Source organism: Microbacterium sp. NPDC056052 (assembly GCF_042266785.1).
GTDB lineage: Bacteria > Actinomycetota > Actinomycetes > Actinomycetales > Microbacteriaceae > Microbacterium.
On record NZ_JBHJWV010000002.1, the window covers coordinates 375,297 to 400,727 of the forward strand.

Annotated in this window: 26 protein-coding genes and 1 tRNA gene; 18 read left to right on the top strand and 9 right to left on the bottom strand. The window is 70.6% G+C overall.

The window, feature by feature from the left end; genetic code table 11:
- Positions 1-122: 122 nt before the first annotated feature.
- Positions 123-509: a YbjQ family protein gene (locus ACFC1J_RS05770; RefSeq protein ID WP_375903345.1), complete on the top strand. Its 387-nt coding sequence runs from the start codon at positions 123-125 to the stop codon at positions 507-509.
- Between the two features lie 5 nt (positions 510-514).
- On the top strand, positions 515-1,192 hold the full coding sequence (locus tag ACFC1J_RS05775; protein ID WP_375903347.1) for a hypothetical protein: 678 nt from the start codon (positions 515-517) through the stop codon (positions 1,190-1,192).
- Between the two features lie 33 nt (positions 1,193-1,225).
- On the opposite strand, the gene ACFC1J_RS05780 is transcribed toward ACFC1J_RS05775, so the two are convergent.
- Positions 1,226-1,465 (bottom strand): helix-turn-helix transcriptional regulator, encoded by a 240-nt coding sequence (locus ACFC1J_RS05780; protein WP_105689105.1) that lies wholly within the window; start codon positions 1,463-1,465, stop codon positions 1,226-1,228.
- A complete protein-coding gene (locus ACFC1J_RS05785) occupies positions 1,462-2,088 on the bottom strand; it encodes a hypothetical protein (protein WP_375903349.1) in 627 nt (208 codons plus the stop codon). Before ACFC1J_RS05785 ends, ACFC1J_RS05780 begins: the two co-directional genes overlap by 4 nt.
- A 325-nt stretch (positions 2,089-2,413) precedes the next feature.
- On the opposite strand from ACFC1J_RS05785, the gene ACFC1J_RS05790 reads away from it, so the two are divergent.
- Positions 2,414-4,939, top strand: coding sequence for an ATP-dependent Clp protease ATP-binding subunit (locus tag ACFC1J_RS05790; protein ID WP_375903351.1), 2,526 nt, complete (start codon positions 2,414-2,416; stop codon positions 4,937-4,939).
- A gap of 195 nt (positions 4,940-5,134) precedes the next feature.
- Here the strand turns inward: ACFC1J_RS05790 and ACFC1J_RS05795 are convergent, their stop codons facing one another.
- A complete protein-coding gene (locus ACFC1J_RS05795) occupies positions 5,135-5,392 on the bottom strand; it encodes a hypothetical protein (protein WP_375903353.1) in 258 nt (85 codons plus the stop codon).
- 268 nt (positions 5,393-5,660) lie between these two features.
- On the opposite strand from ACFC1J_RS05795, the gene ACFC1J_RS05800 reads away from it, so the two are divergent.
- From ACFC1J_RS05800 to ACFC1J_RS05810, 3 genes are all read left to right on the top strand, one after another.
- Complete coding sequence (locus ACFC1J_RS05800; RefSeq protein ID WP_375903355.1) at positions 5,661-6,164, top strand: amino-acid N-acetyltransferase; 504 nt, start codon at positions 5,661-5,663, stop codon at positions 6,162-6,164.
- Between the two features lie 9 nt (positions 6,165-6,173).
- Positions 6,174-6,854: a hypothetical protein gene (locus ACFC1J_RS05805; RefSeq protein ID WP_375903357.1), complete on the top strand. Its 681-nt coding sequence runs from the start codon at positions 6,174-6,176 to the stop codon at positions 6,852-6,854.
- Positions 6,855-7,070: 216 nt separating this feature from the next.
- Entirely contained in the window at positions 7,071-7,481 is a 411-nt protein-coding gene (locus ACFC1J_RS05810; protein ID WP_375903359.1) for a dehydrogenase, read from the top strand.
- Positions 7,482-7,488: 7 nt separating this feature from the next.
- On the opposite strand, the gene radA is transcribed toward ACFC1J_RS05810, so the two are convergent.
- The gene (radA, locus tag ACFC1J_RS05815; protein WP_375903360.1) at positions 7,489-8,856 is read right to left on the bottom strand and encodes a DNA repair protein RadA; all 1,368 of its coding nucleotides are present in this window, start codon (positions 8,854-8,856) and stop codon (positions 7,489-7,491) included.
- Between the two features lie 104 nt (positions 8,857-8,960).
- Between radA and glp the strand changes: the two genes are divergently transcribed.
- The 7 genes from glp (at position 8,961) to cydD (ending at position 18,245) form a co-directional block, all read left to right on the top strand.
- Positions 8,961-10,196: a gephyrin-like molybdotransferase Glp gene (gene glp, locus ACFC1J_RS05820; RefSeq protein WP_375903362.1), complete on the top strand. Its 1,236-nt coding sequence runs from the start codon at positions 8,961-8,963 to the stop codon at positions 10,194-10,196.
- Positions 10,181-10,921, top strand: a complete 741-nt coding sequence (locus ACFC1J_RS05825) for a molybdenum cofactor guanylyltransferase (protein ID WP_375903364.1) — start codon at positions 10,181-10,183, stop codon at positions 10,919-10,921. Before glp ends, ACFC1J_RS05825 begins: the two co-directional genes overlap by 16 nt.
- Positions 10,918-11,190 (top strand): DUF6457 domain-containing protein, encoded by a 273-nt coding sequence (locus ACFC1J_RS05830; RefSeq protein ID WP_292715991.1) that lies wholly within the window; start codon positions 10,918-10,920, stop codon positions 11,188-11,190. The genes ACFC1J_RS05825 and ACFC1J_RS05830 overlap by 4 nt, the downstream gene beginning before the upstream one ends.
- A gap of 178 nt (positions 11,191-11,368) precedes the next feature.
- Positions 11,369-12,100, top strand: a complete 732-nt coding sequence (locus ACFC1J_RS05835; RefSeq protein ID WP_375903366.1) for a helix-turn-helix transcriptional regulator — start codon at positions 11,369-11,371, stop codon at positions 12,098-12,100.
- The gene (locus tag ACFC1J_RS05840) at positions 12,087-13,499 is read left to right on the top strand and encodes a cytochrome ubiquinol oxidase subunit I (protein WP_375903368.1); all 1,413 of its coding nucleotides are present in this window, start codon (positions 12,087-12,089) and stop codon (positions 13,497-13,499) included. Before ACFC1J_RS05835 ends, ACFC1J_RS05840 begins: the two co-directional genes overlap by 14 nt.
- 14 nt (positions 13,500-13,513) lie before the next feature.
- On the top strand, positions 13,514-14,539 hold the full coding sequence (gene cydB, locus ACFC1J_RS05845) for a cytochrome d ubiquinol oxidase subunit II (RefSeq protein ID WP_375903370.1): 1,026 nt from the start codon (positions 13,514-13,516) through the stop codon (positions 14,537-14,539).
- A gap of 310 nt (positions 14,540-14,849) precedes the next feature.
- The gene (cydD, locus tag ACFC1J_RS05850; RefSeq protein WP_375903372.1) at positions 14,850-18,245 is read left to right on the top strand and encodes a thiol reductant ABC exporter subunit CydD; all 3,396 of its coding nucleotides are present in this window, start codon (positions 14,850-14,852) and stop codon (positions 18,243-18,245) included.
- A 67-nt stretch (positions 18,246-18,312) separates the two neighbouring features.
- Here the strand turns inward: cydD and ACFC1J_RS05855 are convergent, their stop codons facing one another.
- Positions 18,313-18,684, bottom strand: coding sequence for a DUF4406 domain-containing protein (locus ACFC1J_RS05855; RefSeq protein WP_375903374.1), 372 nt, complete (start codon positions 18,682-18,684; stop codon positions 18,313-18,315).
- Between the two features lie 47 nt (positions 18,685-18,731).
- Here ACFC1J_RS05855 and ACFC1J_RS05860 point away from each other — a divergent pair, with 47 nt between their 5' ends.
- Positions 18,732-19,487 (top strand): DeoR/GlpR family DNA-binding transcription regulator, encoded by a 756-nt coding sequence (locus tag ACFC1J_RS05860; RefSeq protein WP_375903376.1) that lies wholly within the window; start codon positions 18,732-18,734, stop codon positions 19,485-19,487.
- A gap of 64 nt (positions 19,488-19,551) precedes the next feature.
- Here ACFC1J_RS05860 and ACFC1J_RS05865 read toward each other — a convergent pair whose 3' ends face one another.
- Positions 19,552-20,328: a hypothetical protein gene (locus ACFC1J_RS05865; protein ID WP_375903378.1), complete on the bottom strand. Its 777-nt coding sequence runs from the start codon at positions 20,326-20,328 to the stop codon at positions 19,552-19,554.
- Between the two features lie 121 nt (positions 20,329-20,449).
- Between ACFC1J_RS05865 and ACFC1J_RS05870 the strand changes: the two genes are divergently transcribed.
- Together ACFC1J_RS05870 and ACFC1J_RS05875 are read left to right on the top strand one after the other, a co-directional pair.
- Entirely contained in the window at positions 20,450-21,502 is a 1,053-nt protein-coding gene (locus tag ACFC1J_RS05870; RefSeq protein WP_375903379.1) for a hypothetical protein, read from the top strand.
- Positions 21,503-21,708: 206 nt separating this feature from the next.
- Positions 21,709-21,799 (top strand) — tRNA-Ser (locus ACFC1J_RS05875).
- Positions 21,800-21,997: 198 nt separating this feature from the next.
- Here the strand turns inward: ACFC1J_RS05875 and ACFC1J_RS05880 are convergent.
- Positions 21,998-22,447 carry a hypothetical protein gene (locus tag ACFC1J_RS05880; RefSeq protein WP_375903381.1) on the bottom strand — a complete coding sequence of 150 codons (450 nt, stop codon included), beginning with the start codon at positions 22,445-22,447 and terminating at the stop codon, positions 21,998-22,000.
- Positions 22,448-22,602: 155 nt separating this feature from the next.
- On the opposite strand from ACFC1J_RS05880, the gene ACFC1J_RS05885 reads away from it, so the two are divergent.
- Entirely contained in the window at positions 22,603-22,767 is a 165-nt protein-coding gene (locus tag ACFC1J_RS05885; protein ID WP_375903383.1) for a hypothetical protein, read from the top strand.
- Positions 22,768-22,849: 82 nt separating this feature from the next.
- On the opposite strand, the gene ACFC1J_RS05890 is transcribed toward ACFC1J_RS05885, so the two are convergent.
- Together ACFC1J_RS05890 and ACFC1J_RS05895 are read right to left on the bottom strand one after the other, a co-directional pair.
- Positions 22,850-23,650, bottom strand: a complete 801-nt coding sequence (locus ACFC1J_RS05890) for a M23 family metallopeptidase (RefSeq protein WP_375903385.1) — start codon at positions 23,648-23,650, stop codon at positions 22,850-22,852.
- Positions 23,651-23,832: 182 nt separating this feature from the next.
- Positions 23,833-24,111, bottom strand: coding sequence for a hypothetical protein (locus ACFC1J_RS05895; protein ID WP_375903387.1), 279 nt, complete (start codon positions 24,109-24,111; stop codon positions 23,833-23,835).
- A 357-nt stretch (positions 24,112-24,468) separates the two neighbouring features.
- On the opposite strand from ACFC1J_RS05895, the gene ACFC1J_RS05900 reads away from it, so the two are divergent.
- Entirely contained in the window at positions 24,469-25,167 is a 699-nt protein-coding gene (locus ACFC1J_RS05900; RefSeq protein WP_375903389.1) for a VOC family protein, read from the top strand.
- The last annotated feature ends 264 nt before the right edge of the window (positions 25,168-25,431 follow it).

Below are 25,431 nucleotides of genomic sequence, written 5' to 3' on the forward strand. Positions count from 1 at the left end.
TCGGGGGTGAAGCGCTGCGCAGGGGGGTGGCCACACCGCCCGGCCTCGGATCAAGACGCAGAGACTCGGATCAAGACGCAGAGACAGGTGCGCAGGCTCGTCCATCGTGCGACGATGAGCGCATGTTCATGGTGACGACGAACGACGTTCCCGGCTATCGCGTGACCCAGGTGCTCGGCGAGGTCATGGGCCTCACGGTGCGGTCCACGAACTTCGGGCAGGGCTTCACCGCGGGTTTCCGAGCCCTCGGCGGAGGAGAGATCCCCGAGTTCACGCAGCTCATGTACGAGAGCCGGTACGAGGTCATGAACCGGATGTGGGCCGAGGCGGTGCAGCGCGGAGCGAACGCCGTGATCGCGATGCGCTTCGACTCCGGCTCCCTCGGCAGCTTCAGCGAGATGTGCGCCTACGGCACCGCCGTCGTGATCCAGCCGGTCGATGGCGCTATGCCCGCGCAGCCCGCCGCCCCGGCGCCGCCGACCGCGCCGCCGGCACCGCCCGTGGCCTGATCGCGGTGGTGCAGCGCGCCGGAGATGGTGCGTTCGCCGACGCCGACGCCGACGCCGACGCCGCCGCGGGTGCGCCCGCGGACGTGCACGCATCCGCTGACGCAGCCGCAGCTGCGCGCGTCGACGCGGATGCGCCCGCGAACGCCGACGCGGGTGCGCCGGCCAACGCCGCCGCAGGTGCGCCCGTCGAGATCGACCGCAGCCCCGCGGACGCGCCGGATGAGCGCATCGTGGGTGAACAAGGCGCTCCGGCCTGGTTGCCCGCGGGCAGTCGCGTCCAGTGGGTCACCGGCGCCATGCCTCCGTCGCCCATGGGGCTGGTACGGTTGCTGATCCGCGACGGTGATCGCGTCTTCTGCGTCCCCCGTGAGCGCAATGGCAAGCTCGACCTCCCGACGCGAGAGGTGGGCGAGGCGGATCCGACCGGTCTGAACGCGATCCTCGCCCTCAGCCTCGACATCACCGGTTCCGACGAGCCTCCGCGCTGGGTGGGCGCGGTGCGGAACATCGTGCCCGACCCCTCCGGGGACTACCGATGGCCCGTCCCGATCGCGCATTTCGGCGTGTGGCAGGTGGACAACGCGCCGCGGGTCGACGGCCAGTGGCTGGACGCGGGGGCGGAGACCTCGTCGCTGAAGGAACGGCACTGGTTCCCGCTGATCGCCCGCGATGACCTGCCGTAGCAGGTCGCGTACTCCGGAGGGTCCGAACTCCGCTCAGCCCCGCGGGGCGAGGACGAGCAGCTCTCCGACTTCGCACTGCAGCGCATCGCAGATCGCGCGCAGCGTCGAGTAGCGGATCGCGCGCGCCCGGTCGTTCTTGAGCACCGAGAGGTTCACGATGCTCACGCCCACCCGCTCGCTCAGCTGCGTCAACGTCATCCCGCGGGCGGCGAGCAGCTCGTCGAGACGGCAATGGATCCCGGAGTCCTCCTCGTCCTGCGCCGCCGGAGTCACACCAGACCCTCCGCATCCTTCTGCAGGCGGGTGCCGAGCTGGAACGCGGTCGCGATGAGCGCGAGTGCGAAGCCCCACCCGACCGGGGCGAGGTCGAACTGCGCGAGGAAGGGCCAGAGCACATCGTGCACACGCGGATCCGCCTCGGCGAGGTGGCTGACGGCGATCGCGCGCCCGAAGGCGCCGGCCAGCTGTCCGAGCACGCCTCCTGCGAGGACGAGGCAGGCGGCGACGCCGATCGCGACCGACGTCAAGCGCCGGAACGGGCGCGACCGGATCAGCGAGACACCGAGCCACCATGCAACGGCGCCGACGCCGACGGTCGCGAGTGCCGGCAGGGCCCCCTCGAGCAGGAACAGCCAGCGCGCCCCGGCGGGCAGCCCGCCGATCGTCACGATCGCGGCCGAGTAGCTCGAGGAGAGCACGGCGGGCGCATCCTTCAGCGCGCCGACCATGCCCCCGTCGTGGAGGGGGAGGGTGACGGCGACCGCATCGCCGAAGAGGTCGACGCCGCGCAGCACGATCGCCACGATGGAGGCGACCGCGACGCTCACGGCGCCGGTCGCGATGAGTCCGAGGACGAACCCCTCGCCGAGGCGGGGGCGGTGCGCGGGGGAGTTCATTGTCGGCCCTCCTTATCGAGAATCGGTGTTATCGATGTTCGTTAACATAACGACAGTCGATAAACAGATCAAGAGCGGATCCGCCTCCCGTCGCGACGGTCGACAACTCCACAGGACGAAGGCAACAGCGAAGGACGGATCCGGCTCGAATCGCCTTCAGAGTTGCAAACGTCCTCCGTTCGGGGCGGCCACCGCCGCGTCACGCTTCGTCGCAGGGGTTAGCCGACGGCGAACAACGGCTTGCACCGCTCGCACGGTCGTTACTCTCGATGTATCCGGCACGGAGCGTGCCATCGCCCCCACCGGGCAACGAACAAGGAGTGACATGTTCGAGAGATTCACTGACCGAGCCCGTCGTGTCGTCGTCCTCGCCCAAGAAGAGGCGAAGATGCTCAACCACAACTACATCGGCACCGAGCACATCCTCCTCGGCCTGATCCACGAGGGCGAGGGAGCGGCGGCCAAGGCGCTGGAGTCCCTCGGCATCTCCCTCGAGTCCGTGCGCGAGCAGGTGCAGGACATCATCGGCCAGGGTCAGCAGCAGCCGACCGGCCACATCCCCTTCACGCCGCGCGCGAAGAAGGTGCTCGAGCTGAGCCTGCGCGAGGCGCTGCAGCTCGGCCACAACTACATCGGCACCGAGCACATCCTCCTCGGCCTCATCCGTGAGGGCGAGGGCGTCGCCGCCCAGGTGCTCGTCAAGCTCGGCGCCGACCTGAACAAGGTCCGCCAGCAGGTCATCCAGATGCTCTCCGGATCGCCGGGGCGCGAGCCCGCCGCCGTCTCCGGCGCCGCGCACGACACCCAGCAGCAGGCCCAGGGCGGATCCCAGGTGCTCGACCAGTTCGGCCGCAACCTCACCCAGGCCGCCCGCGACGGCAAGCTCGACCCGGTCATCGGGCGCGAGAAGGAGATCGAGCGGGTCATGCAGATCCTCTCCCGCCGCTCCAAGAACAACCCCGTGCTGATCGGCGAGCCCGGCGTCGGCAAGACCGCGGTCGTCGAGGGCCTCGCCCAGGCGATCGTGAAGGGCGACGTCCCCGAGACGCTCAAGGACAAGCAGCTCTACTCGCTCGACCTCGGATCCCTCATCGCCGGATCCCGCTACCGTGGCGACTTCGAGGAGCGCCTGAAGAAGGTCACCAAGGAGATCCGCACGCGCGGCGACATCATCGTCTTCATCGACGAGATCCACACCCTCGTGGGTGCGGGCGCCGCCGAGGGCGCGATCGACGCGGCGAGCATCCTGAAGCCGCTGCTCGCCCGCGGCGAGCTGCAGACGATCGGTGCCACGACGCTCGACGAGTACCGCAAGCACTTCGAGAAGGACGCCGCGCTCGAGCGCCGGTTCCAGCCGATCCAGGTCAACGAGCCGAACCTGCCGCACACGATCAACATCCTGAAGGGTCTGCGCGACCGCTACGAGGCGCACCACAAGGTGCAGATCACCGACGGCGCGCTCGTCGCCGCGGCGAACCTCGCTGACCGCTACGTGGCCGACCGGTTCCTGCCCGACAAGGCGATCGACCTGATCGACGAGGCCGGCGCCCGCCTGCGCCTGTCGATCCTTTCCTCCCCGCCGGAGCTGCGCGAGTTCGACGACAAGATCGCCAAGGTCCGCGAGGAGAAGGAGCTGGCCTCCGAGGAGCAGGACTTCGAGAAGGCGGCCTCGCTGCGGGACCAGGAGAAGGAGCTGCTCGCCGAGCGGCTGCGCCTGGAGAAGCAGTGGCGCTCGGGCGACGTCGCGACCAACGCGGTCGTCGACGAGGGCCTGATCGCCGAGGTGCTGGCCCAGGCCACGGGCATCCCGGTGTTCAAGCTCACCGAGGAGGAGTCCAGCCGCCTCGTCTTCATGGAGAAGGCGCTGCACCAGCGCGTCATCGGCCAGGAGGAGGCGATCGCCGCCCTGTCCAAGACGATCCGCCGTCAGCGCGCGGGTCTGAAGGACCCGAAGCGCCCCTCGGGCTCGTTCATCTTCGCCGGCCCCACGGGCGTCGGAAAGACCGAGCTCGCCAAGGCGCTCGCCGAGTTCCTGTTCGACGACGAAGGCGCCCTGATCTCGCTCGACATGAGCGAGTTCGGCGAGAAGCACACCGTCTCGCGGCTGTTCGGAGCCCCTCCCGGGTTCGTCGGCTTCGAAGAGGGCGGCCAGCTCACCGAGAAGGTGCGCCGCAAGCCGTTCTCCGTGGTGCTGTTCGACGAGATCGAGAAGGCCCACCCGGACATCTTCAACTCGCTGCTGCAGATCCTCGAAGAGGGCCGCCTCACCGACGGCCAGGGTCGCGTCATCGACTTCAAGAACACCGTGATCATCATGACCACGAACCTCGGTTCGTCGGCGATCGCCGGTGGTCCGGTCGGCTTCCAGATCGAGGGCAACTCGCAGACGACCTACGAGCGGATGAAGGGGAAGGTCGACGAGGAGCTCAAGCGCAACTTCAAGCCCGAGTTCCTGAACCGTCTCGACGACGTCATCGTGTTCCCGCAACTGAACAAGGACGAGCTGCGTCAGATCGTCGGCCTGTTCACGAAGCGCCTGAGCGATCGCCTGCTCGACCGCGACATGACGGTGGAGCTGACGGACGCCGCCAAGGACCAGCTCATCGAGATCGGGTTCGACCCGACTCTCGGCGCCCGCCCGCTGCGTCGTGCGATGCAGCGCGAGGTCGAGGACCAGCTGTCCGAGAAGATCCTGCACGGCGAGCTCACCCCCGGCGACCACGTCCACGTGGACGCGAAGGACGGGAAGTTCGTCTTCACGACGGGTCCGCGCGGCGAGAAGGTCTCGGTCGGTGTGAACACCGCCGGCACGATCCCGACCACGCCGGACATCGCGGCGGGCGCGGCCTGATCGGATCCGGATCCCGTACGTACGACGAAGGGGGACGAGCACTTCGGTGCTCGTCCCCCTTTTCGTGCGTTCGACGGGGTCGTTGAGCGCCCTTCGTCTCGCTGCGCTCGCCCAGGGACCCGCAGCGACGAGACGAAGGGCGTCTCGCTCCGCCTGCGGCGGTGCTCGCTCAACGTCCTCGGAGAGGGCTGCCCCTCAGCGGCCCCGGGCGGGGGAGGTGCGCCGCCGGTTGTGGGCGGAGCGGCGCGGGCGATGCGGCGCCGCGGATGCGGGCGCACCGAAGGACTCCAGCGCGCTGCGCGCGGCGGAGAGGGACGGGTAGCTGCCGAGACGGCGGCTGTGTCGATCGTGCAGGACGTGGGACGCGCCGTCGACGGCCACGAAACCGGCGTACTCGCCGTCCCGGGTCGCCACGTACACGTCGTGGTCGGCCTGTTTCCAGGTGATGTTCATGATGATGCTTCTTCGTGCTGTTCGGTGGCGCGCGGCCACCGGGAAAGTCGGATCCAGCGCGGACACGCGAACACGCGTCTGTGCGGTTCGCGGATGTCAGTCCGAGCGGGGCGGCCCCTTCGATGAATTCGGGGGCCGGGTGGCGCGGCGCCGAAGAGACGTCGGCAGGCCATGCGCGCAATCCAACAGCATAGCAGGCCGGGCGGAAGGGTGCACGTCGGGCCGCGCCGGTCCCACCCGTGCCCCGCTGCGCCTCTACCCTGGAGGGATGAGCGAGTATCTCGTCCGGCCCGCGCGGGCCGGAGACGTCCAGGGCATCTACGCACTCCTGGAGCCGCTCGTGGAACGACGCATCCTGCTCGGCAAGGACATCGCGGTGCTCTACGGCGCGGTGCAGGAGTTCGTGGTGGCGGAGGCCGACGGCCGGCTCATCGGCTGCGGCGCGCTGCACGTCATGTGGGAGGACCTCGGCGAGGTGCGCACCCTGCTCGTCGAAGAGGGCTGGAAGCACCACGGCGTCGGACGGGCGATCGTGGAGCGGCTCGAGGCGCACGCGGTGGACCTCGGCCTCAGCCGGCTGTTCTGCCTGACCTTCGAGGTGCCGTTCTTCGAGCGCCGCGGCTTCGCGCCGATCGGAGAGCAGGTCGTGGATCCGGACGTCTACACCCAGCTGCTGCGCAGCGGCGATGAGGGCGTGGCCGAATTCCTCGACCTCGCGCACGTGAAGCCGAACACGCTCGGCAACACGCGGATGCTCAAGCACCTTGTCTAACCTGGAAGCATGAGCCCTCGCCAGTCCGCCGCCGTCTATCGTCGTCGTCGGATCGTGGTCCTCGGCGTCATCATCGTGCTGCTCGCGCTGCTGATCGGGCTCGTGTGGGCGCTCGTCAGCCGCGGCGCATCCGGCGCGGATCCGAAGCCGGTGCCCACGACGTCCTCCACGCCATCGCCGACCGCCTCGGCTCCGCCCGCCACGCCGGATCCGGGCGCCGACGCGGCCCCCGACCCGGCCGCGACGACGCCGGGGCCGACGAGCACGGCGGGTGCAGGGCCGGTGCCGTGCACCGCGGCAGAGGTGCAGGTGACGGCCGTCGCCGATCACGACAGCTATTCCGCCGACGAGAACCCCAAGCTGTCGATCACGCTGACCAACAGCAGCGGCAAGGACTGCACGATGAACGTCGGCACCACGACGCAGTCGTTCACGATCACCAGCGGGAACGACACCTGGTGGCGCTCCACCGACTGCCAGCAGACCCCGAGCGATGCGGTCCAGACCATCAAGGCCGGCGCCACGATCACCAGCTCGACCCCGGTCGTCTGGGATCGCACGCGCTCGAGCGTCGACACCTGCGAGGCGGCCGACCGGCAGCGTGCCCCGGGCGGCGGGGCGGCCTACCGCCTGACCGTCTCGATCGGAGGGTTCCAGAGCACGAATCCGGTGCAGTTCCTGCTCAATTGAACCTGGGCGGAACGTGAGAATATGTCGACTGGGTTCAACCTTTGGGATACCATAGAAGCCAAGTCTTCGAGATCTTGACGGTTGCCATCCCCAGTGGCTTCGACAATCTCACGCGTCCCCAGCGCATCGTCGTCCGTCGTCGAGGACTTTGAGGGCCTCTTCGATCGTCTGTCCCCAAGCGATGAGCGAAGAGGTCCTCTTCTCTATGCTGGAACGATGGCCGTGAAGAAGTCGAAGAAGAAGGCACTGGCCGCGGCGGACTTCCGCTCCGAGGCCCTCGCGCAGGCGCTCGAGAAGCAGGACATGGCCGCGGTGGCGCTCGCACTGCGCAACGGCAACACGGTCGTGCCGCTGATCCGGCCCGGTGCGAGGGACGATCCGCGGGACGGCGGCGAGGTGTGGACCTATCGGGATCCGGCCACGGGCGATGTCGCCCTGCTGCTGTTCAGCGATGCGAAGCACAAGCCGGCGAACCTCCCGCCCGGCGTGGGGATCTACTCGCCGCTCTGGCTGCGCTCGTTCCTCACGACCCATCGCGAGGTGATCACGACGGTGTTCCTCGACATCGCCGGGCCGCACCCGATGCAGGCGCCTCCCGAGGAGCTGCTGCGCGCACTCGAGGCCTGACCGGGCGTCAGAACGCGGGGATCTCGTCGTCGAGGCGGCGCGGGGCGCGATGCGCCTTCACATCGCCGAGCGCTCCGCGCAGGGTGGCCGAGCGGTCGTCGATCACGTGCGCGTAGCCGAGCCGGGCCGCCTCCGAGCGGCGCTGCGAGGCCTGGGTGACCGGGCGCACCTCGCCGGCGAGGCTCAGCTCGCCCACCGCGGCGAGCGTGCGCGGCACGGCGTCGTCCCTGAGCGAACCGGCCACCGCGATCGCGATCGCCAGATCCGCCGCCGGCTCGACGAAGCGCACCCCGCCCACCGTCGACACGTACACGTCCTTGTCGCTGGTCTTGATCCCGGCGCGCCGCTCGAGCACCGCGAGCACCATCGCCACGCGGGAGGAGTCGAGGCCGTTCACGACGCGGCGCGGGTTCGGCGCCTGGGTGGGGATCGTGAGCGCCTGCACCTCGACCGGCATCGCGCGCCGTCCCTCGAGCGCGATCGCGACGCAGGTGCCGGGCTCGGGGCGTCCGCGCGAGAGGAACAGGCTCGACGGATCCGGCACCTCCGCGATCCCTGATCCGGTCATCTCGAAGCAGCCGACCTCGTCGGTCGGTCCGAAGCGGTTCTTGAGCGCCCTGATGAACCGCAGCGAGGTCTGCCGGTCGCCCTCGAAATGACAGACGACGTCGACGAGGTGCTCGAGCACGCGGGGACCGGCGACCGACCCGTCCTTCGTGACGTGCCCCACGATCACGATCGGGAGATCCCGCTCCTTCGCCACCCGGATGAGCGCCGACGCGACCTCACGCACCTGCGCGGGCTGGCCCGCGGCGCCCTCCGACAGCGCCGAGGCGACGGTCTGCACGGAGTCGACGATCACGAGCCCGGGGGAGACCTCGTCGATGTGGCCGAGGATCGTGCCGAGGTCGGTCTCCGCCGCGAGGTACAGCTCGTCGTGCAGAGCACCGGTGCGCTCGGCGCGCAGCCGCACCTGCGCCGTGGACTCCTCGCCGCTCGCGTAGAGCACCCGGCGGCCGGAACGCGCGGCCGCGGCCGCCACCTCGAGCAGCAGCGTGGACTTGCCCACGCCGGGCTCGCCGCTCAGCAGGATCGCCGCGCCGGGCACGATGCCGCCGCCGAGCACGCGATCGAACTCGGCGACCCCGCTCGAACGACGCGGCGACTCCTCTGACGTGAGCGACGTGATCGGGCGCGCCTGGCGGCCGGCCGCCGGGCTCGTCGCCTCGACCCGGCGGACGATGCCGGTCTGCGCGGCCTGCTCGGTCACGGTGCCCCACTGCTGGCATTCGCCGCACCGGCCCACCCATTTCGCGGTCGTCCATCCGCACTCGGTGCAGACGTACGCGGGGGCGGAGGGTTTCCGGGAGGCCATGCAGCAAGGCTAGCCGGGGGTGCCGACGCTGGACCCCTCAGCCGGATCGACCGCGCCGGGAGAGGGGCACCGGTAGCCTCGAAGCACACGATGAGGGAGCGCGCATGAGCCACGGCACCACCACCTTCCGCACGGTCGAGGAGCAGCAGGAGCGCGTGCTCGCCGCCGTCCGCCCGCGGCCCGCGGTGACGATCCCGGTGGATGCGGCCTCGGGATTCACGCTCGACGCCGACGCCATCGCCGTGAACCCGGTTCCCGTCTTCGACAATTCCGCGATGGACGGCTTCGCGGTGCGGTACGCCGACGTCGCCGCCGCGAGCGAGGCGGATCCGGTGGCCCTGCGCGTGACGGCGGATCTGCCGGCCGGAAGCCCCGAGGATCCGCCTCTCGACCACGGCCGCGCCATCCGGATCATGACCGGATCCGCCCTCCCGACCCAGGCCGACACGATCGTCCCGTTCGAGGACACCGCCGGCGGGCTCGCGGATTCGCTGCAGACCGCCGTCGTGCAGCGCGCCCCGCGCGCGGAGGGTGCGCACGTGCGCCGGGCCGGGGCCGACGCGGCCGCCGGCTCCGTCGTCCTGCCCGCCGGCGTCCTGCTCGGACCGCGGCAGCTCTCGGCGCTCGCCTCGGTCGGGATCGCCGAGGTGCAGGTCGCGCCCCGCCCCCGCGTGGCGGTGGTGTCGACCGGATCCGAGCTGGTCACCTCTGGCGCACCGCTGCGGCGCGGGCAGATCCCCGAGTCGAACGGCGTGCTGCTGGCCGGGCTCGCGGCCGAGGCCGGGGCGGAGGTCGTGCTGCGCGAGGTCGTCGGCGACGAGGGCGACGGCCCCGCAGAGGCCGCCGCGCGGGCCGCCGCGCTGGGCGCGGACGTGGTGATCTTCTCCGGCGGCGTGAGCGCCGGCGCATACGAGGCCGTGCGGCTGAGCATGGGCGAGGCGATGGAGTTCGTCGCGGTGGCGATGCAGCCCGGGAAGCCGCAGGCGTTCGGTGCGACCGCCGAGGGCATGCTGCTGTTCGGGCTGCCCGGCAATCCGGTCAGCGCCGCGGTGTCGTTCGAGACCTTCGTGCGCCCCGCGCTGCTGCGGCTGCAGGGTCGCTCCGAGGTGCATCGCCCGCCCCGCCGCCTGCCCGCGGGCGCCGCCTGGCGCACCCCGCCGGCACGCCGCCAGTATCTGCCCGCCGTGATCGTCGACGGTGCGGTCGTGCCGGCGACACGGGGCGGATCCGGCTCGCACCTCACGGTCGGACTCGCCGGCGCCACCGCCTACGCGATCGTTCCGGCCGAGGTCGAGACGGTCGAGGTCGGGGACCTCGTCGACGTGTGGGAGCTGCACTGAGCACGCCCGCGGGGTCCGTCGGCGCGCTCGTGCTCGTGGGCGGCCGCGCACGGCGCTTCGGCGGTGCTGCCAAGCCCCTTCTGGAACTCGGCGGATCGACGCCGTGGGAGCGCACCCTCGTCGCCCTCCGGGAGTGCGGGGTCGCGCCCGTCGTCGCGGTCGGGCCGGGCTGGGGCGATGCCGGATCCGGTGAGGGGCGTGCTCCGACGACCATCGCGGCGACCGCCCCCGTGCGCTGGGTGCGGGAGGATCCGCCCTTCGGCGGGCCCGTCGCGGCGATCGCGGCGGGGCTACCGGTCCTCGGCGAGGCGGAATGGACGCTGCTGCTCGCCGGGGACCTCGTGCATCCGGCCGACGTCGTGCGGACGCTGTGCGAGGCCGCGCGCGCTGCGGACGACGCCGGCACCCGCAGCGAGCGGCGCACCGCCGGAAGTGGCACGGGCGGCGACGATACCGGCGACCGCGTCGATGCGATCGTGTTCTGCGCCGACGACCGGGCGCAGTGGCTGGCCGGCGCCTACCGCGTGGCGGCCGTGCACGCCGCGCTCGCCGCGATCGCCGAGCCGTCCGGCGCTGCCGCGCGAGAACTTCTCGGGGGGCTTCCGACCCGGTGGATCCGCGACGAGGATGGCATCACGGCCGACATCGACACCCCCGCCGATCTGGAGCGCGCCCGTGCGGCGCTGGCCGATCCGTCCGCCCACCACGAGGAGGAGCCCCGATGAGCCCGAACGACCGCACCCTGCCGCCCGAGGCGCTGGACGACTGGGCCGCCGAGCTGCGCGAGCGGTTCGGCCTCGCCGAGGAGGACGTGCCGATCGCCCTGATCCTCGACCTCGCGCGCGACGTCGCGAACGGTGTCGCGCGTCCCGCCGCGCCGTTCAGCGCCTTCGTCGCCGGGCTCGTGGCCGGCCGCGCGGGCGGAAGCCCCGGCGACGTGCGCGCCGCGGTCGCCGCGATCTCCCAGCTCGCCCTCGCACACGGCCAGGACTGATCCGTCCCGGGCGGCGCTCCCGGGCAGTGCTCCGGGGCGGCGCTCCCGGGTGGTGCTCCCGGGCGGTGCTCCCGGCATCCGCGATCCGCATGGTCGTGATCCGAACCTCCTATCGCGCACGGCATTATTCACGGCCGAAGTCCCCATGTGCGGCGGTGCGCGGTGCGAGTATGGAGCCATGGCCAGCGCCGGGCCCGTCTGCGGGCCGATCTCCAGCTATTCGCGGGTGCGGATCCTGCATCTCGTACAGGCACGTCCGCACCGCACGATCGGCGAGCTGTGCGACGCCACCGCGCTGCACCCCAACACGGTGCGCGAGCACCTGCAGCGGCTGATCGAGGGCGGCTACGTCGTGCAGGCGACCGAGCACCGCACGACCCGCGGACGTCCGCGCGTGCTGTACAGCGCCGCCACGGGCGCGCCGGAGGCGTCGAGCGCCGTCGCCAAGCAGAAGGCCGACGACGCGGCCCGCCGCGGGGATCTGCTGCGCCGCGTGCTGCAGACCGAATCCTCGGGCCTCGGCCAGCAGGCGGTCTATCAGCTCGACGCACTCGTCGAGCACCTCGAGGAGAGCGGTTTCGAGCCCGTGATCGACGAGGACCGCCTCACCGTGGAACTCACCCCGTGCCCGCACGCCGCCGCCCGGCCGGAGCACCGCCCCGTGCTGTGCCAGGTGCACCTCGGTCTCATGCAGGGCGTGCTCGCCCAGGCCGGCGGCCCGCTCACCGCGCGCTGCGTGCGCTCGGCGGTGCGGCCGGAGGAGTGCACCGTCGAACTGGACCGGGTCGGAGGATCCCGCTTCTCGATCGACGACCGCGTCGGATCCCCGACCGTATCCGCATCCGTTCACCCCACAGGATCCGTCATCGGATCCGCGAACGCAGGAGGCTCCGCGCATGGATTGGCTTGATCCGCTCGTCCTGTCCCGCTGGCAGTTCGGGCTGACGACCGTCTACCACTACCTGTTCGTGCCGCTCACGATCGGCATGGCCACCGTCACCGCGATCTTCCAGACCGCGTGGGTGCGCACCGGCAAGATCGAGTACCTGCACCTGACCCGGTTCTTCTCGAAGATCTTCCTGATCAACTTCGCCATGGGCGTGGTGACCGGCATCGTGCAGGAGTTCCAGTTCGGCATGAACTGGTCGGACTACTCCCGCTTCGTCGGCGACGTGTTCGGCGCCCCGCTCGCCTTCGAGGGCCTCCTCGCGTTCTTCCTCGAGGCGACCTTCATCGGGCTGTGGATCTTCGGCTGGGACAAGCTGCCGAAGAAGGTGCACCTCGCCACCATCTGGGGCGTCGCGATCGGCACGATCCTCTCGGCGTACTTCATCATCGCGGCGAACGCGTTCATGCAGAACCCGGTCGGCTACACGTACAACCCCGCCACCAACCGTGCGGAGCTCACCGACTTCGTGGCGCTCCTGACCAACAAGGTCGCGCTCGCCGCGTTCCCGCACACGATCTTCGGCGCGTTCATGCTCGCGGCGGGTGTGGTGATCTCGGTCTCGGCCTGGCACCTGTCCCGCGGCCAGCACGTCGCGACCATGCGCAAGTCGCTGACCTTCGGTCTGTGGGCGATCCTCGTCGCGACCGCCGGCATCGTGCTCTCCGGCGACCAGCTGGGCCTCGCGATGTACGCGACGCAGCCCATGAAGATGGCCGCCGCCGAGGCGACGTTCAACACGGTGTGCGGCAAGGACGCGGCGTTCAGCCTGTTCACGCTCGGCACGCCGGACGGCAAGACCGACCTGTTCTCGATCCGCGTGCCGTATCTGCTCTCGCTGCTGTCGAACCACACCATCGACGGCTGTGTGCACGGCATCAACGACCTGAACGCGGAGTATGCGCAGAAATTCGCTTCCACCGGCCTCACCGAGTTCAACCCGGTGCTGTGGGTCACGTACTGGGCGTTCCGCTGGATGATCGGCCTCGGAATGGCCCACGCGCTGGTCGCCGTGGCCGGCCTCTGGTTCACCCGCAAGAACGCCAAGCGCGAGCCCGCGCAGTGGATGTGGAAGGTGGCGATCTACTCGTTCCCGCTGTCGCTGGGCGCGAACATCGTCGGCTGGGTCTTCACCGAGATGGGCAGACAGCCCTGGATCGTCTTCAGCCTGATGACGACCAAGAACGGCGTCTCGCCCGGCGTGAGCGGGGTCGAAGTGCTCATCTCGCTCATCTCCTTCACTGCGATCTACGCCGCCCTCGCAGTCGTGGAGGTCGGGCTCATCGTCCGCGCCGCCAAGAAGGGGCCCGACATCACAGAGAAGCACGACGAGGACGCCCCTGTCCCGTCGGTCGTGTACTGAGGAAGGAGACGGACATGGATCTCGCAACGCTCTGGTTCTGGATCGTCGCCCTGTTCTTCGTGGGCTACTTCGTGCTCGACGGCTTCGACTTCGGGGTGGGCATGTCGTTGCCGTTCTTCGGCAAGGACGACGTCTCGCGCCGCCAGGTGATCAACACGATCGGCCCGGTCTGGGATCTCAACGAGACCTGGGTGATCGTGGCGGGCGCCTGTCTGTTCGCGTCGTTCCCCGAGTGGTACGCCTCGCTGTTCAGCGGCTTCTACCTGCCGTTGCTTTTGATCCTGCTCGCGCTCATCCTGCGCGGAGTGTCGTTCGAGTACCGCCACCAGCGGGACGACCCGCGCTGGAAGCGCCGCTTCGACACGATGATCGTGATCGGATCCGCCGTCCCCGCGCTGCTGTGGGGCGTCGCGTTCGGCAACATCGTGCAGGGCGTGGCGCTGGACGAGAAGCACATCTTCCGCGGATCCATGTTCGATCTGCTGAACCCGTACGGACTGCTCGTGGGTGTCACGACGCTGCTGCTGTTCTTCCTGCACGGGCTGTACTTCGTGGCGCTCAAGACCGACGGCGTCGTGCACGAGCGCGCCCGCCGGGTGGCGCGCCTCGCCGCCCTGCCGACGATCCTCGCCGCGGCCGGGACCGTGGTGTGGACGATCGCGATCGCCGCGGGACGCCCGTCGCTGCTCTGGGCCGTGATCGCGCTCGGCGCCGTGGCCGCGGTGTTCCTCCTCGTGTCGGTGGTGTTCTCGCTGCGCGGCCGCGACGGCTGGGCCTTCACCGCCGGGGTCGTGACGATCCTGACCGCCGTGCTCATGCTGTTCTCCGCGCTGTTCCCGAACGTGCTGCCGTCGACGATCGACGCCGCGAACTCGCTCACGATCCAGAACGCGTCGAGCACGCCCTACACGCTGCAGATCATGAGCTGGACGGCGCTCGTGGCGATGCCGCTCGTCCTCGCGTACCAGGCGTGGACGTACTGGGTGTTCCGCAAGCGCGTACGCCGGTCGACGATCGAGGCCGCCCCCGCGCACGCATGATCCCCCTGCCGTCCCTCGCGTCCCTGCCGTCCCTCGCGTCCCTGCGCCGCCTCGTGACCGCGCCGCCCGTGCGCTGCCGCGCAACCGTGCCGCCCGTGCGCCGCCTCGCGACCGCGCCGCCCGTGCGTCGCCCCGCGACCGCGCTGCCCGTGCGTCGCCCCGCGAGCACACCGCCCGCCCTGGCACCCCTCCACTTCCGAGTCGTCCCCATGAGCGCACCCCAGGGCGTGCGCTCATGGGGACGAGGCGAAGGCGGAGGGGACGCTTCGCACGCGGGGGCGCACGCGGTCGCGGGGGCGGAGCGGATCCGATGAAGCCGATCGATCCGCGGCTGCTGCGGTGGGCGCCCGCCGCGCGCACCTACCTCGCGGTCTCGGCGGGCATCGCGCTCGTGCAGACCGCGGTCACGATCACGTTCGCGGGGCTGCTCGCCGCGGGGATCACGGACGTGGCAGAGGGGCGCTCGCCGCTCGGCCACCTGCCGTGGCTCGCACTCGTGGTGCTCGTGCGCGCGGTGCTGCTCTGGGTGTCGGAGGCGTGGGGCGCCCGCGCCGCCGCGCAGGCCGGGCGGGAGCTGCGGACGGCCCTGCTCGACGCGATCGCCCGCCGCGGCCCTGCCTGGCTCGGCACGCGCAACCGCGCCGCGCTCGCGGTCACGGCGGGGCACGGGCTCGACGCACTGGATCCGTACTTCTCCCGGTACATCCCGCAGCTCGTGCTCACCGCGATCGCGACACCCGTCATCGTCGCCGTGATGTGGTGGCAGGACTGGCCGAGCGGGCTCGCGGCGGCCGTCACGCTGCCGCTCATCCCGCTGTTCCTCATCCTCATCGGCATCGCCACCCGCAGCGTGCAGCGCACGCAGCTGCAGGTGCTGCACGCGCTCGCGGCACGGTTCGCCGACACCGTGCAGGGCCTGGCCACGCTGCGCCTGTTCGGGCGGGAGCGCCGCGCGGCCGCCCGCATGCGCGAGACCGCCGACCAGTACCGCCGTGAGACCATGCGCGTGCTGCGGTACTCGTTCCTCTCCGGCTTCGCGCTCGAGCTTCTCTCCTCGCTCGCGGTGGCGATCATCGCCGTCTCGGTGGGCCTGCGCCTGCTCGGCGGCGAGCTGAGCCTCGGCGTCGGCCTGTTCGTGCTGCTGCTGGCGCCCGAGGCGTTCCTGCCGCTGCGCCAGGTCGGTGTGCAGTTCCACGCCGCGGCCGAGGGCGTCGCCGCGACCGAGGACGTCTTCGAGGTTCTGGAGTCGGATCCGTCCGCGGCCGGGCCCGGCGTCCAGGGTGCGCACGGTGCGGAGGATCGGGCCGGGATCGCGCCGGCTGCGCGCGTCAGAACGGGAGGGGCGGTCCGGCTGGTCGTCGACGGGGTCGCGGTGCGGCACGGGGCGCGGCGGCTGCCGGAGGTGTCGTTCGTGGCGGAGCCGGGGACCGTCACGCTCATCGAAGGGCGGAGCGGATCCGGCAAGTCGAGTCTGCTCGCGGCGCTGCGTGGGGCGGCGGAGCACGACGGAACCGTCGCGGCCGAGGGTGCGGCGGATCCGGATCCGGCCACGTGGCTCGCCTGGGCCGGTCAGCGCCCTGGCCTCATTCGCGGCACGATCGCCGCGAACGTCGCACTCGGCGACCCCGCGCCCGACCTCGCGCGCGTGCGCGTCGCGCTCGCCGACGCCGCCGCGCCCGACCTGGATCCGGCGCAGGAGCTCGGCGTGCAAGGCGCCGGACTCTCCGGTGGCCAGGCGCAGCGCGTCGCCGTGGCCCGCGCACTGTACCGGCTCGGATCCGGAGCGGGCGTGCTCGCGCTCGACGAGCCGTCGAGCGCCCTCGACGCCGAGACGGAGCAGCGACTGTGGGCGTCGCTGCGCCGCGCCGCGGACGACGGGGGAACGGTCCTGCTCGTGTCGCACCGGGAGTCCGCCCGCGCGATCGCCGACCAGGTGGTGCAGATCGGCGCCCCTCCCGCTCCGTCCGTTCCCGCTCAGGTCGCACTTTCGGCTGCTCCGAGGCGTCCGGAAGAGCCGAAAGTGCGACCCGAACCCGCGACGGATCTCCCGGTCTCCGTCGGGGGGATCCTGCGCTTCGCGATGCCCCGCGCCCGTCGGTTCCTGCCTGCGATCCTGGCCGGGATCGTCTCGGCGGCGGCCGCGGTCGGCCTGCTGCTCGTGAGTGGCTGGCTCATCGTCACGGCGTCGCTCGTCGACAACCTCGTGCCGCTGTCGGTCGCGATCGTCGGGGTGCGCTTCTTCGCCGTGACGCGCGCCGTCACCCGGTACCTCGAGCGCCTCGTCGGGCACGACGCCGCCCTGGGCCGGCTCGCGGATCTGCGGGTCGCGGTCCTGCGCCGGCTCACTCCGCTGGCCCCGGCGGGGCTCGGCTCCACGGACCGCGGCTCGGTGCTCGCCGCCCTCGTCGACGATGTGGAGAACCTGCAGAACCTACCCCTGCGCGTGGTGCAGCCGCTGCTGACCGGGGGTGTCGTGGCGCTCGTCTCGATCGGCGTCCTCGCCGCCATCGCCCCCTCGGCGGCCCTCGCGCTCGCCGTCTGCCTCGTGCTCGCCGTCGCCGGTGCGGTCATGCTCGGCGGCATCGCAGGAGGACGCGCCGAACGCGCGCTCAGCCGCGACCGCGCCGAGCTCGCCGGGGCCCTGGTCGACGAGTTCACCGCGCTCGACGTGCTGCAGGCCTATGGTGCAGAGACGGTCGCGCGCGGACGGATCCGCGACGCCGACGACGCCCTGCGGCGCACGGCCACCAGGGCCGCGGTCGCGCAGGCGCTGTCCTCCGCGGTCGTGTCGCTCGCGGCCGGCGCCGCCTCGATCTGGGCGCTCGCGGTCGCCGCGCCGGGGCAGGCCGGAGGCGCCGTCGACGCGCCATGGTTCGCGGTCGCGGTGCTGCTGCCGATGGCCGTGTTCGACGTGTTCTCCGCCGTGCCGCAGGCCGCCTCGGCGTGGCGAGGCGTACGCGCCGGCGCGGAGCGGATCCACGCGCTGCTGCCCTCCGCCCTGCCCGCCGAAGTGCGCGGCGACGAGGGCGAAGGTCGCATCGAGGACGGGGCGCTCCGCCTCCGCGGAGTGACCGCGTCGTGGCCGGGCGCCCGCACCCCCGCCCTGCGCGACCTCGACCTGGACGTGGCGCCGGGCGAGCGGATCCTCGTCACCGGATCCAGCGGCGCGGGCAAGTCGACGCTCGCCGCCGTCCTCGTGGGCTTCCTCCGCTTCGGCGGCTCCTATCGCGTCGGCGACAACGACGCGGCCCTGGTGGCGGGGCCGGAGCTGCGACGCCACGTCGGGCTGTGCGAGCAGGATCCGATGCTCTTCGACGAGGACATCCGGCAGAACCTGCTGTTCGCGCGCGAGACGGCGACCGATGTCGAGTTGTTCGCGGTGCTCGACCGGGTCGGCCTCGGCCCCTGGGTGCAGGAGCGCGGCGGGCTCGACGCGCGGGTGGGGGATCGGGGCGCCCTCGTCTCCGGCGGCCAGGCGCAGCGCATCGCGCTCGCCAGGGCGATCCTGCGCGGATTCCCCGTGCTCGTGCTCGACGAGCCGACGGCGGGGGTGGATCCCGACGCGTCCGACGCGCTGCTGCGCGACCTGCTGGGTGCGGCCGGATCCCAGACCGTCGTCCTGGTGTCGCACGTCGAGCCGCCGGCCGGCACGATCGACCGGACCGTCCGGCTCGATGCGGGACGCATACGCGCCGTCGAGGCCTGAGCGCGGCGGGCCCCGGCCGCCGGGCGCGGTGGGGTGTCGCCGCCGCGCCCGTCGGCCGCCGCGTGGGTCAGGCGGCGATCCCCGGCACCTCCGCGAGGCGGCGGTAGACCGGGATCCCGCGACCCTCGGCGATCGCGACGTCCTGATCGGCCCCGCGGGACTCGCCGGGCAGGCGCAGCACCGCGTCGCAGTGCTGCAGCAGTCGCTCGGCGGTCGGGTACATCACCTCGGTCGCGAGGGGATCGCCGGGGCCGGTCGCACCGGCGCTGGACAGCACAGGAAGCGCCACCCACTCGCCGATCATCGGGATGTGTCCTGCGCGGAAGATCGGCCAGGCCGCCTCCTCGAGTCGGGCCAGGTTCTGCGCCATGAGCGCGGGGTCGCCTCCGGTGCCCGATGCGTAGGGGCCGGCGATGAGGATCATGAGTGGCTTCGTCATATCGGGTACAATACAGCAGAAACGTGCATGAATCGGAAGGATTCGGAATGCTGGCTGCCGCGCGCAAGGACATGCTGCTCGAACGACTGCGCCGCGACGGCCGTCTCGTCGCGAAGGACATCGCCGCAGAGCTGGGCCTGTCGGAGGACAGCATCCGCCGCGACCTGCGGGAGCTCGATGCGGCGGGACTCGCGGTGCGCGTCTACGGCGGCGCGCTCCCGGCATCGCCCGCCGTGGTCGATTACGGGCGGCGCACGGCCGTGGCCCCGGACAGCAAGGTGCGGGTCGCCGCCGCGGCCGCAGCCCTCATCGAGCCGGGTGCCACAGCGATCCTCGACGGCGGCACCACGGCGCTCGCGATGGTCGCCGAGATCCCGCTCGCGCTGCCGTGCACCGTCATCACGCACAGTCCGACGGTCGCCGCCGCGCTGCTCGATCATGCCGCCGACGTCTTCCTCATCGGCGGGCAGCTGTTCAAGCACTCCGCCGTGGCCTGCGGGGCGGCGGCCGTCGAGGCGGCGCAGCGGATCAGCGCCGACCTGTTCTTCCTCGGCGTCACGGGCGTCCATCCGACGGCGGGGCTGACCACGGGGGATCCCGAGGAAGCGGCGATGAAGCGCATCCTCGCCTCACGCGCCGCGGAGACCTACGTGCTCGCGAGTGAGGAGAAGATCGGAACGGCCTCCCGGTTCGGCGTCCTGGCACTGGACGAGGTGGCCGGCGTCGTCACGGATGCGGATCCCGCGGATCCGACGCTCCGCGATCTCGTCGCCGCGGGCGTCCGCCTCATCCCGGCCGACTGATCCGATCCCACGGTCCGGATCGCGAAGCCCGGATCCCGAAGCCCGGCCCGGATCTCGGGGGCCGTCAGGGCCAGAGCGGAACGGTGGGCTCGAGCACCTCGCCGAGCGCCTCGAAGGCGTGGCGACGCTCCTCGATGCGCCGATGCAGCTCCTGCTGGGCATCGTCGATGACGCCCGGATCCAGCGGCGCCGACGTCACGTCGGAGCGTGCGTGCTCGGCGGCGAGGTGCGCGTCGAGCTCCGGACCCGAGGTCCAGGAGGTGATGAGCGCGTACCGCGGCGCCGTGCCGCGATGCCAGACCGCGTGCCAGAAGCGCTGGGTGTCGACGACGATCCGCGAGCCGGCGGGCAGCGGGAGCCGCACCTCGGTGGCCGGATCGAAGCGGTCCTGCCGCAGGATCAGCAGCGACTCCGGGTCGTCGGTGAGGTTGTAGAAGCCGCGCACGACCCAGCCCGTGCCGTCGGGGTTGAGGCGGTTGTTATCGTCCTGGTGCAGGTTGTAGATCGCGTCGGCGTAGGTGTTCGGCTGCAGCTCGACCACGCGGCAGCGCCCGATGTTCGCGCCGGCCTCCTGCGCGCGCCGCACGAGCGTCGGGGCCAGGGCCGTCTGCGCCGCGACCCAGACGCCGTCCTTGTCGGTGCGCGGCGGGGTGCGGTTCCAGAAGCCGTCGCAGTCTGCGTCGCCGGAGTGGCTCGCGAGCGCCGCGAACCGGGTCACGCCCGACGAGCGCCACGGCGCGTACTCGAGATCGAGCCATTCGGCCGGGTCCGCGGTCTGGTCGTACGGATCTAGCACCGCGAATCCGGTCTTCTCCAGTGCAGGCGAGTGGATGTGCGACATGGCGGCGTCCTCCGATCCGTCTTTCGCAAGCTACTTAGGGCATCCTAACTCGATGACGTGGGGCGGGTGCGGGATGCCACCGTGCAAAACCGGCTCCGGGAACCGTCCTACGCTGGCAGGCATGACCAACCCCCGCGGAGCGCTGCTGGTCGGCAGCGTGAACTACGCCGACGCCGAGACCACGATGCGCACCGCCGCCGAGCTCCTCGGGCCGCGGCTGCGGCGCATCCCCGACGGCGAGGTCGGCGTCCGCTTCCACTGGATCATGTTCCAGCCCGATGTGCTCGGGCAGGCGCAGGGGATCGAGCGGGTCGGCGCCGAGCGGATCCCCTTCGGCGCGGGTCTCGACGCGCGGCCCCTGCGGATCGAGGACGGCGTCGACGCATCCGCGATCGCGCTGCCGCCGCTCGGCTACGCGTCCGCGGCGCTCGAGTCCTACGAGACCTTCCGTCGGCTGCGCGCGGAGGGCGCGATCGCCGAGGGCGTGCGCTTCCAGGTGTCGCTGCCCACGCCCCTCGCCGTGGTCGCATCGTTCTTCGCGGGCGGCGACCGCGCGGCGATCGAGCCGGTCTACACGGCGGCGCTCCTCGGTGAGCTTGACCAGATCCTGGCCGCGATCCCGCACGCCGACCTCGCGATCCAGTGGGACGTCGCGAGCGAGCTGGGCATCATCGAGCGCGCGGCCGGCTACGGCAAGGTCATGGACGCGTGGTGGCCCGGTGATCCGTTCGACGGCCTCGTCGCGCGCCTGGCGGCGCTCGTGGACGCGGTGCCCACGGACGTCGAGGTCGGCGTGCACCTCTGCTACGGCGACGCCGCCGAGAGGCACTTCATCGAGCCGGTCGACGCCGGGACGCTGGTCCGCTACGCGAACGCCGTGGTCGCGGCGGCCGGACGTCCGCTGACCTGGCTGCACCTGCCCGTCCCGATCGAGCGCGACGACGACGCGTACTTCGCCCCGCTCGACGCGCTCGCGCTCGGCGACGGCGTCGAGCTGTACCTGGGGCTCATTCACCGTGAGGACGGCTCCGGGGACGCGGAACGCCGCATCGCCGCCGCCTCCGCGCACGTCGCCGAGTTCGGCGTGGGCACCGAATGCGGCATCGGACGCGCCCCCGCCGGATCCACCGAGGGCGTCCTGCGCACCCACGCCGAGGTCGCCGCGGCCTGGTGACGACGGCGGGCTCGGTCTGTCGCCGCCGAGTGTGCGGGATCCCGTCGAGTACACGGGACATTGGCGTCGACATGCCGTGCTCTCGGCAGGATCCGGTGGACTCGTCATGCCGCGCAGGTGACCTGGATCCGGTGGCTCGGACGAGACGCGCCCGGGCGGCATCGCCCGATTCGCGATCGATCCCGCCGTCGCGTAAGCTATTCCGCGGTGACGTGTCCGAGCGGCCGAAGGTGCAACTCTCGAAAAGTTGTGTAGGGTAACCCCCTACCGTGGGTTCAAATCCCACCGTCACCGCCACCAGCAAGGCCCCGACTCTCCTAGGAAACACTGGGAAGTTGGGGCCTTGCTCATTTCCGCTCAGGACGCCTTGCCCACGATTTGACCACGCCGCGATTCGAGGGCATCCGCAACAGCTTCCAGGTCATCGTCGAAGAGGTTGGCGTACGTGTCGAGTGTCATCGCTGCCGAGGCAGTTGAGCATCCGCTGCAGGGCTTTCACGTTGGCCCTGCGGCAATCGCGAGTGATGCCGTCGTGTGGCGCAGATCGTGCGGGGTGACGCGCGGCATCGACGGATCCTGCGCCTGCACACGCTTGACGGCGCCAGCGAACCAGGCATCCTTCGAGTTCGGAAGGTGTACAAGCGAGAAGTCGTCGCCGAACACCATCCGCTCGCGACCCTTCCCCGCGATGGCGGCCGTCAGGTAGGGCCGTAGGAACTCGGGCCACGGGATCCACCGCTGTCGGTGCCCCTTCGGCGTGCCGACGACGATCGTCGAGCCAACCATGACCGCATTGTGGGCGACCGCGGCGCGTCGGCGAACGAAGTTCAGCTCTTCGACGAGCAAGCCCGTTGCTTCATCCGCCGCGCCGTGTAGCTCGTCGATGCGCTCGGTGAGCTGCCCGAGTGCATGGAGCGGATCCGCCATCAGGTGGAGAACGACCACGACACGAACCTGCGCGACGAGGTGACCCAGCTTCTAGAGCTTGTGAACGACCTCGCGGCGAAGTTCGCAGCTCTACGACTGGCAGAAGAACCACGAGAAGCGATCCGCCGCCATCGTGGCGAGCATCGCAGCTCTGAAGAAGAAGGAGAAGGTGGATGGCTGATCAGATCATCCCAGCCGCGGTGAAGCTCGCGGCCAAGCGCGCATTCGTGGGAACGACCACGCAGGCTTACGGCGCGATGCTCGCGGCCGGCATCACGGCTACTGCGGTGCTCGCCGTGATTCGCGGAGATGTCAAACTGCGTCGCGACTACCGTTGACCGACGAAGACCCCCCGCCCCGGCTTGGCCGGTGGTGGGGGTCTTCTGTCGTTCCCGACGCGGCGGACTGTTTCTGGTTTGATCAGGGCTGGGTCGGCGAAGGGGAAATCTGCTGGTATCGGTACGAGACGGCCGGTGACTGGAGGCCGCTGAGTTCGCGGTAGCCGACAGTCTTGAGGAAGTCGTACTCGGCGCCATCGATGTTGCGCTTCGTCCCTGCCGCGGGGTCCATGACCCAGCGATAGATTCCGGCGTCTGCGTTGGAGCCGTTGATGGGTGTGATGCAGAGGAAGGTCACGTCGAGTCCAATCGGTGAGGGTGCGAGCGGCGTGGTGCCGTTGATCCGGGCAGTGAGGAATGGGACGGGGTCGATCTGTCCGTTTCCCGGGTTGATTTCGAGGTGGAGGTGCACGCCGTAGGAACCGCCGGTGTTGCCAACGGTTCCGATCGGCGTTCCGGCGGATACGGACTGGCCCGTGCTGACTTGAGCGCTGCCATTGACCATGTGCAAGTAGCGAGATGTGAAGCCGGCATGCTGAACCAGCACCTGATAGCCGCCGGCTTCCCAACCCGACAGCCATCCGATCGCGACGACTGTTCCGGCCTCTACTGCATGCGCCGTGGGAAAGCCGACGAAGTCAACTCCAGCGTGAAACGGAAGCCCGGCCGATCCGGGTGGGCGCCAGCCGAACGGATCGCTGATCGTTGGGCGGGTGGTTGATCCGTTGGGCCAGACGGTGCCGGCGGCGGAGGCCGACAAGGGGCGCCCGGCAAGGTCGATGCCAACTGTGGCAGCGCCAGCAACAGCGCCCACGCCAAGAATCAGTGAGCGTCGAGATAGTGAGACTGCTCCGGGCGGCGGTTCCTTCTTGGGTGGTGTCATAAAACCAACGTATGAGCGCCCTGACGATCTGCGCTGTCCTCACTTTTGCCTACAGACGGTGCCCTCGTCAGCCGATAGGTTTGTGCGGAGTGTGTCTAGATTCAAATGAATCGACTGGTCCGCGCGCAGCGACCTCACGCACGTCAGCGACCGTGACCGCACACTGGCTTTGCCCGCTGAGATCAGAACCCGTCGCGCGCGACTGACGCCGAGATCTTCGCCTTCTCCTCGGCGGTGCGGCGGATCTCGTCACGGCGCCAGTTCTCTGCGGCGAGGAGCCCGTCGCAGACGGCTTTGACGTGACGCTTCTTCGGAACCGGCGCCCACCATTCGATGCGGTGCTTCATCATCGTCTCGCCGGTTTCGCGCAGCACGAGCGGTCCTTCGACGATGAGGAAGCGGGCGCGGCAGCGGTTGTCCACCACGAGCCACTGCAAGCGGGCGAACTGGATCACGTGCACGATTGCACTTTACCCGCGGTAGAATCTATGTACTATATTGAGTGCTGTATGTGGGGTATTTCGACGTATCAACGTACGGGGCTCGTGCTCACAATTTGCCCGCCCAAAGTGTCTACCGAGGTAGTTTGAAGGGCACCGGTGTATACCCAACTTCCGCCGGATCTTGCGGCGGGCGCGGAAACATGGGCCTGCCCCGGAAGTTCAAATCCCACCGTCACCGCCATGAAAACCCCCGAGAAATCAGGGGTTTTCGCATATCCGGGTGGAGTGTGGCGCCTGATGCCGGGTATCAGGCGCACGAGGGATCCGGCACCCAGGGACAGTCTTTTGGATCCCGCGATCAGCTACCCTCGAGCCATGCCGCTGGAACTCGAATCCGTGATGTTTCGCGGCACCGATCCCGCCCGTGCCGCCGCGTTCTGGGCGACGATGCTCCATCGCACGCCGCAGGAGGACGCGGACGGCATCCTCCTGGCGGGGACGCCGACACAGGTGGGCCTGCGGTTCGGCCGGGGCGGCGCGCATTCTCCGCTCAAGAACCGCGTGCACCTGCATCTGAGCCGGGCCGAGCGCACACAAGGGGAGACGATCGCGGCAGCGGAGGAAGCCGGCGGCCGCCTGCTTGGAAGTGGGAACATCCCTCCCGGAAGCTACGCGGTGATGTCCGACCCGACCGGAGACGAGTTCTGCGCGATCCAGGACGAGAACCGGTATCTGGACGGGTGCGGGCCACTCGGAGAGGCCACCTGTGAAGGGACGCGAGCCTCTGGCCGGTTCTGGTCCGAGGCGCTGGGCTGGCCCCTGGTCTGGGATCAGGACGAGGAGACCGCGATCCAGTCGCCTGCCGGCGGCACGAAGCTGGCCTGGAGCGGCGATGCGGTCGACCCCGCGCGCGACCCGTCACGGCAGGTGTTCGTGCTCGCGGTCGATCAGAGAGGGCTCGCGGGAGAGCTCCAGCGCCTGACGTCACTCGGTGCCACGCTGCTCGGCGCCGGCCCGACCGGAGCGACGATCCTGCGCGACCCCGACGGCGTGGAGTTCCTGATCCGCTCATAGCAATCGGGAGGGCGGCAACGCGCTCCCGATTCTCGCCTCACCGCGCCGTCGCTGATGTCGCCGGTGCGCTGGGCTCTTCTTCGCCCGCCGCGTTCTCCCACGCCGTTCACCGCGCGTTCGATGTGCCCCACGATGTCGTTTCACCGCGCATTCGATGTGACCCCGATGTCGCTGCGTCAGTGACCCCACGGACTTCTTCCTTCGAGTCGTCCCCGTCAGCGGACCCCATAGCGTGCGCTGATGGGGACGACTCGGAAGTGGGGT

Bases quoted from the DNA above. Each gene is read 5' to 3' on its own strand.
- ACFC1J_RS05830 (WP_292715991.1), top strand. From the start codon at position 10,918: ATGAGCCCGAACGACCGCACCCTGCCGCCCGAGGCGCTGGACGACTGG.
- ACFC1J_RS05790 (WP_375903351.1), top strand. From the start codon at position 2,414: ATGTTCGAGAGATTCACTGACCGAGCCCGTCGTGTCGTCGTCCTCGCC.
- ACFC1J_RS05870 (WP_375903379.1), top strand. From the start codon at position 20,450: ATGACCAACCCCCGCGGAGCGCTGCTGGTCGGCAGCGTGAACTACGCC.
- ACFC1J_RS05885 (WP_375903383.1), top strand. From the start codon at position 22,603: ATGGCTGATCAGATCATCCCAGCCGCGGTGAAGCTCGCGGCCAAGCGC.
- ACFC1J_RS05795 (WP_375903353.1), bottom strand. From the start codon at position 5,392: ATGAACATCACCTGGAAACAGGCCGACCACGACGTGTACGTGGCGACC.
- cydD (WP_375903372.1), top strand. From the start codon at position 14,850: ATGAAGCCGATCGATCCGCGGCTGCTGCGGTGGGCGCCCGCCGCGCGC.
- ACFC1J_RS05785 (WP_375903349.1), bottom strand. From the start codon at position 2,088: ATGAACTCCCCCGCGCACCGCCCCCGCCTCGGCGAGGGGTTCGTCCTC.
- radA (WP_375903360.1), bottom strand. From the start codon at position 8,856: ATGGCCTCCCGGAAACCCTCCGCCCCCGCGTACGTCTGCACCGAGTGC.
- ACFC1J_RS05805 (WP_375903357.1), top strand. From the start codon at position 6,174: ATGAGCCCTCGCCAGTCCGCCGCCGTCTATCGTCGTCGTCGGATCGTG.
- ACFC1J_RS05800 (WP_375903355.1), top strand. From the start codon at position 5,661: ATGAGCGAGTATCTCGTCCGGCCCGCGCGGGCCGGAGACGTCCAGGGC.
- ACFC1J_RS05865 (WP_375903378.1), bottom strand. From the start codon at position 20,328: ATGTCGCACATCCACTCGCCTGCACTGGAGAAGACCGGATTCGCGGTG.
- ACFC1J_RS05840 (WP_375903368.1), top strand. From the start codon at position 12,087: ATGGATTGGCTTGATCCGCTCGTCCTGTCCCGCTGGCAGTTCGGGCTG.
- ACFC1J_RS05860 (WP_375903376.1), top strand. From the start codon at position 18,732: ATGCTGGCTGCCGCGCGCAAGGACATGCTGCTCGAACGACTGCGCCGC.
- ACFC1J_RS05900 (WP_375903389.1), top strand. From the start codon at position 24,469: ATGCCGCTGGAACTCGAATCCGTGATGTTTCGCGGCACCGATCCCGCC.
- glp (WP_375903362.1), top strand. From the start codon at position 8,961: ATGAGCCACGGCACCACCACCTTCCGCACGGTCGAGGAGCAGCAGGAG.
- cydB (WP_375903370.1), top strand. From the start codon at position 13,514: ATGGATCTCGCAACGCTCTGGTTCTGGATCGTCGCCCTGTTCTTCGTG.
- ACFC1J_RS05810 (WP_375903359.1), top strand. From the start codon at position 7,071: ATGGCCGTGAAGAAGTCGAAGAAGAAGGCACTGGCCGCGGCGGACTTC.
- ACFC1J_RS05770 (WP_375903345.1), top strand. From the start codon at position 123: ATGTTCATGGTGACGACGAACGACGTTCCCGGCTATCGCGTGACCCAG.
- ACFC1J_RS05890 (WP_375903385.1), bottom strand. From the start codon at position 23,650: ATGACACCACCCAAGAAGGAACCGCCGCCCGGAGCAGTCTCACTATCT.
- ACFC1J_RS05855 (WP_375903374.1), bottom strand. From the start codon at position 18,684: ATGACGAAGCCACTCATGATCCTCATCGCCGGCCCCTACGCATCGGGC.
- ACFC1J_RS05835 (WP_375903366.1), top strand. From the start codon at position 11,369: ATGGCCAGCGCCGGGCCCGTCTGCGGGCCGATCTCCAGCTATTCGCGG.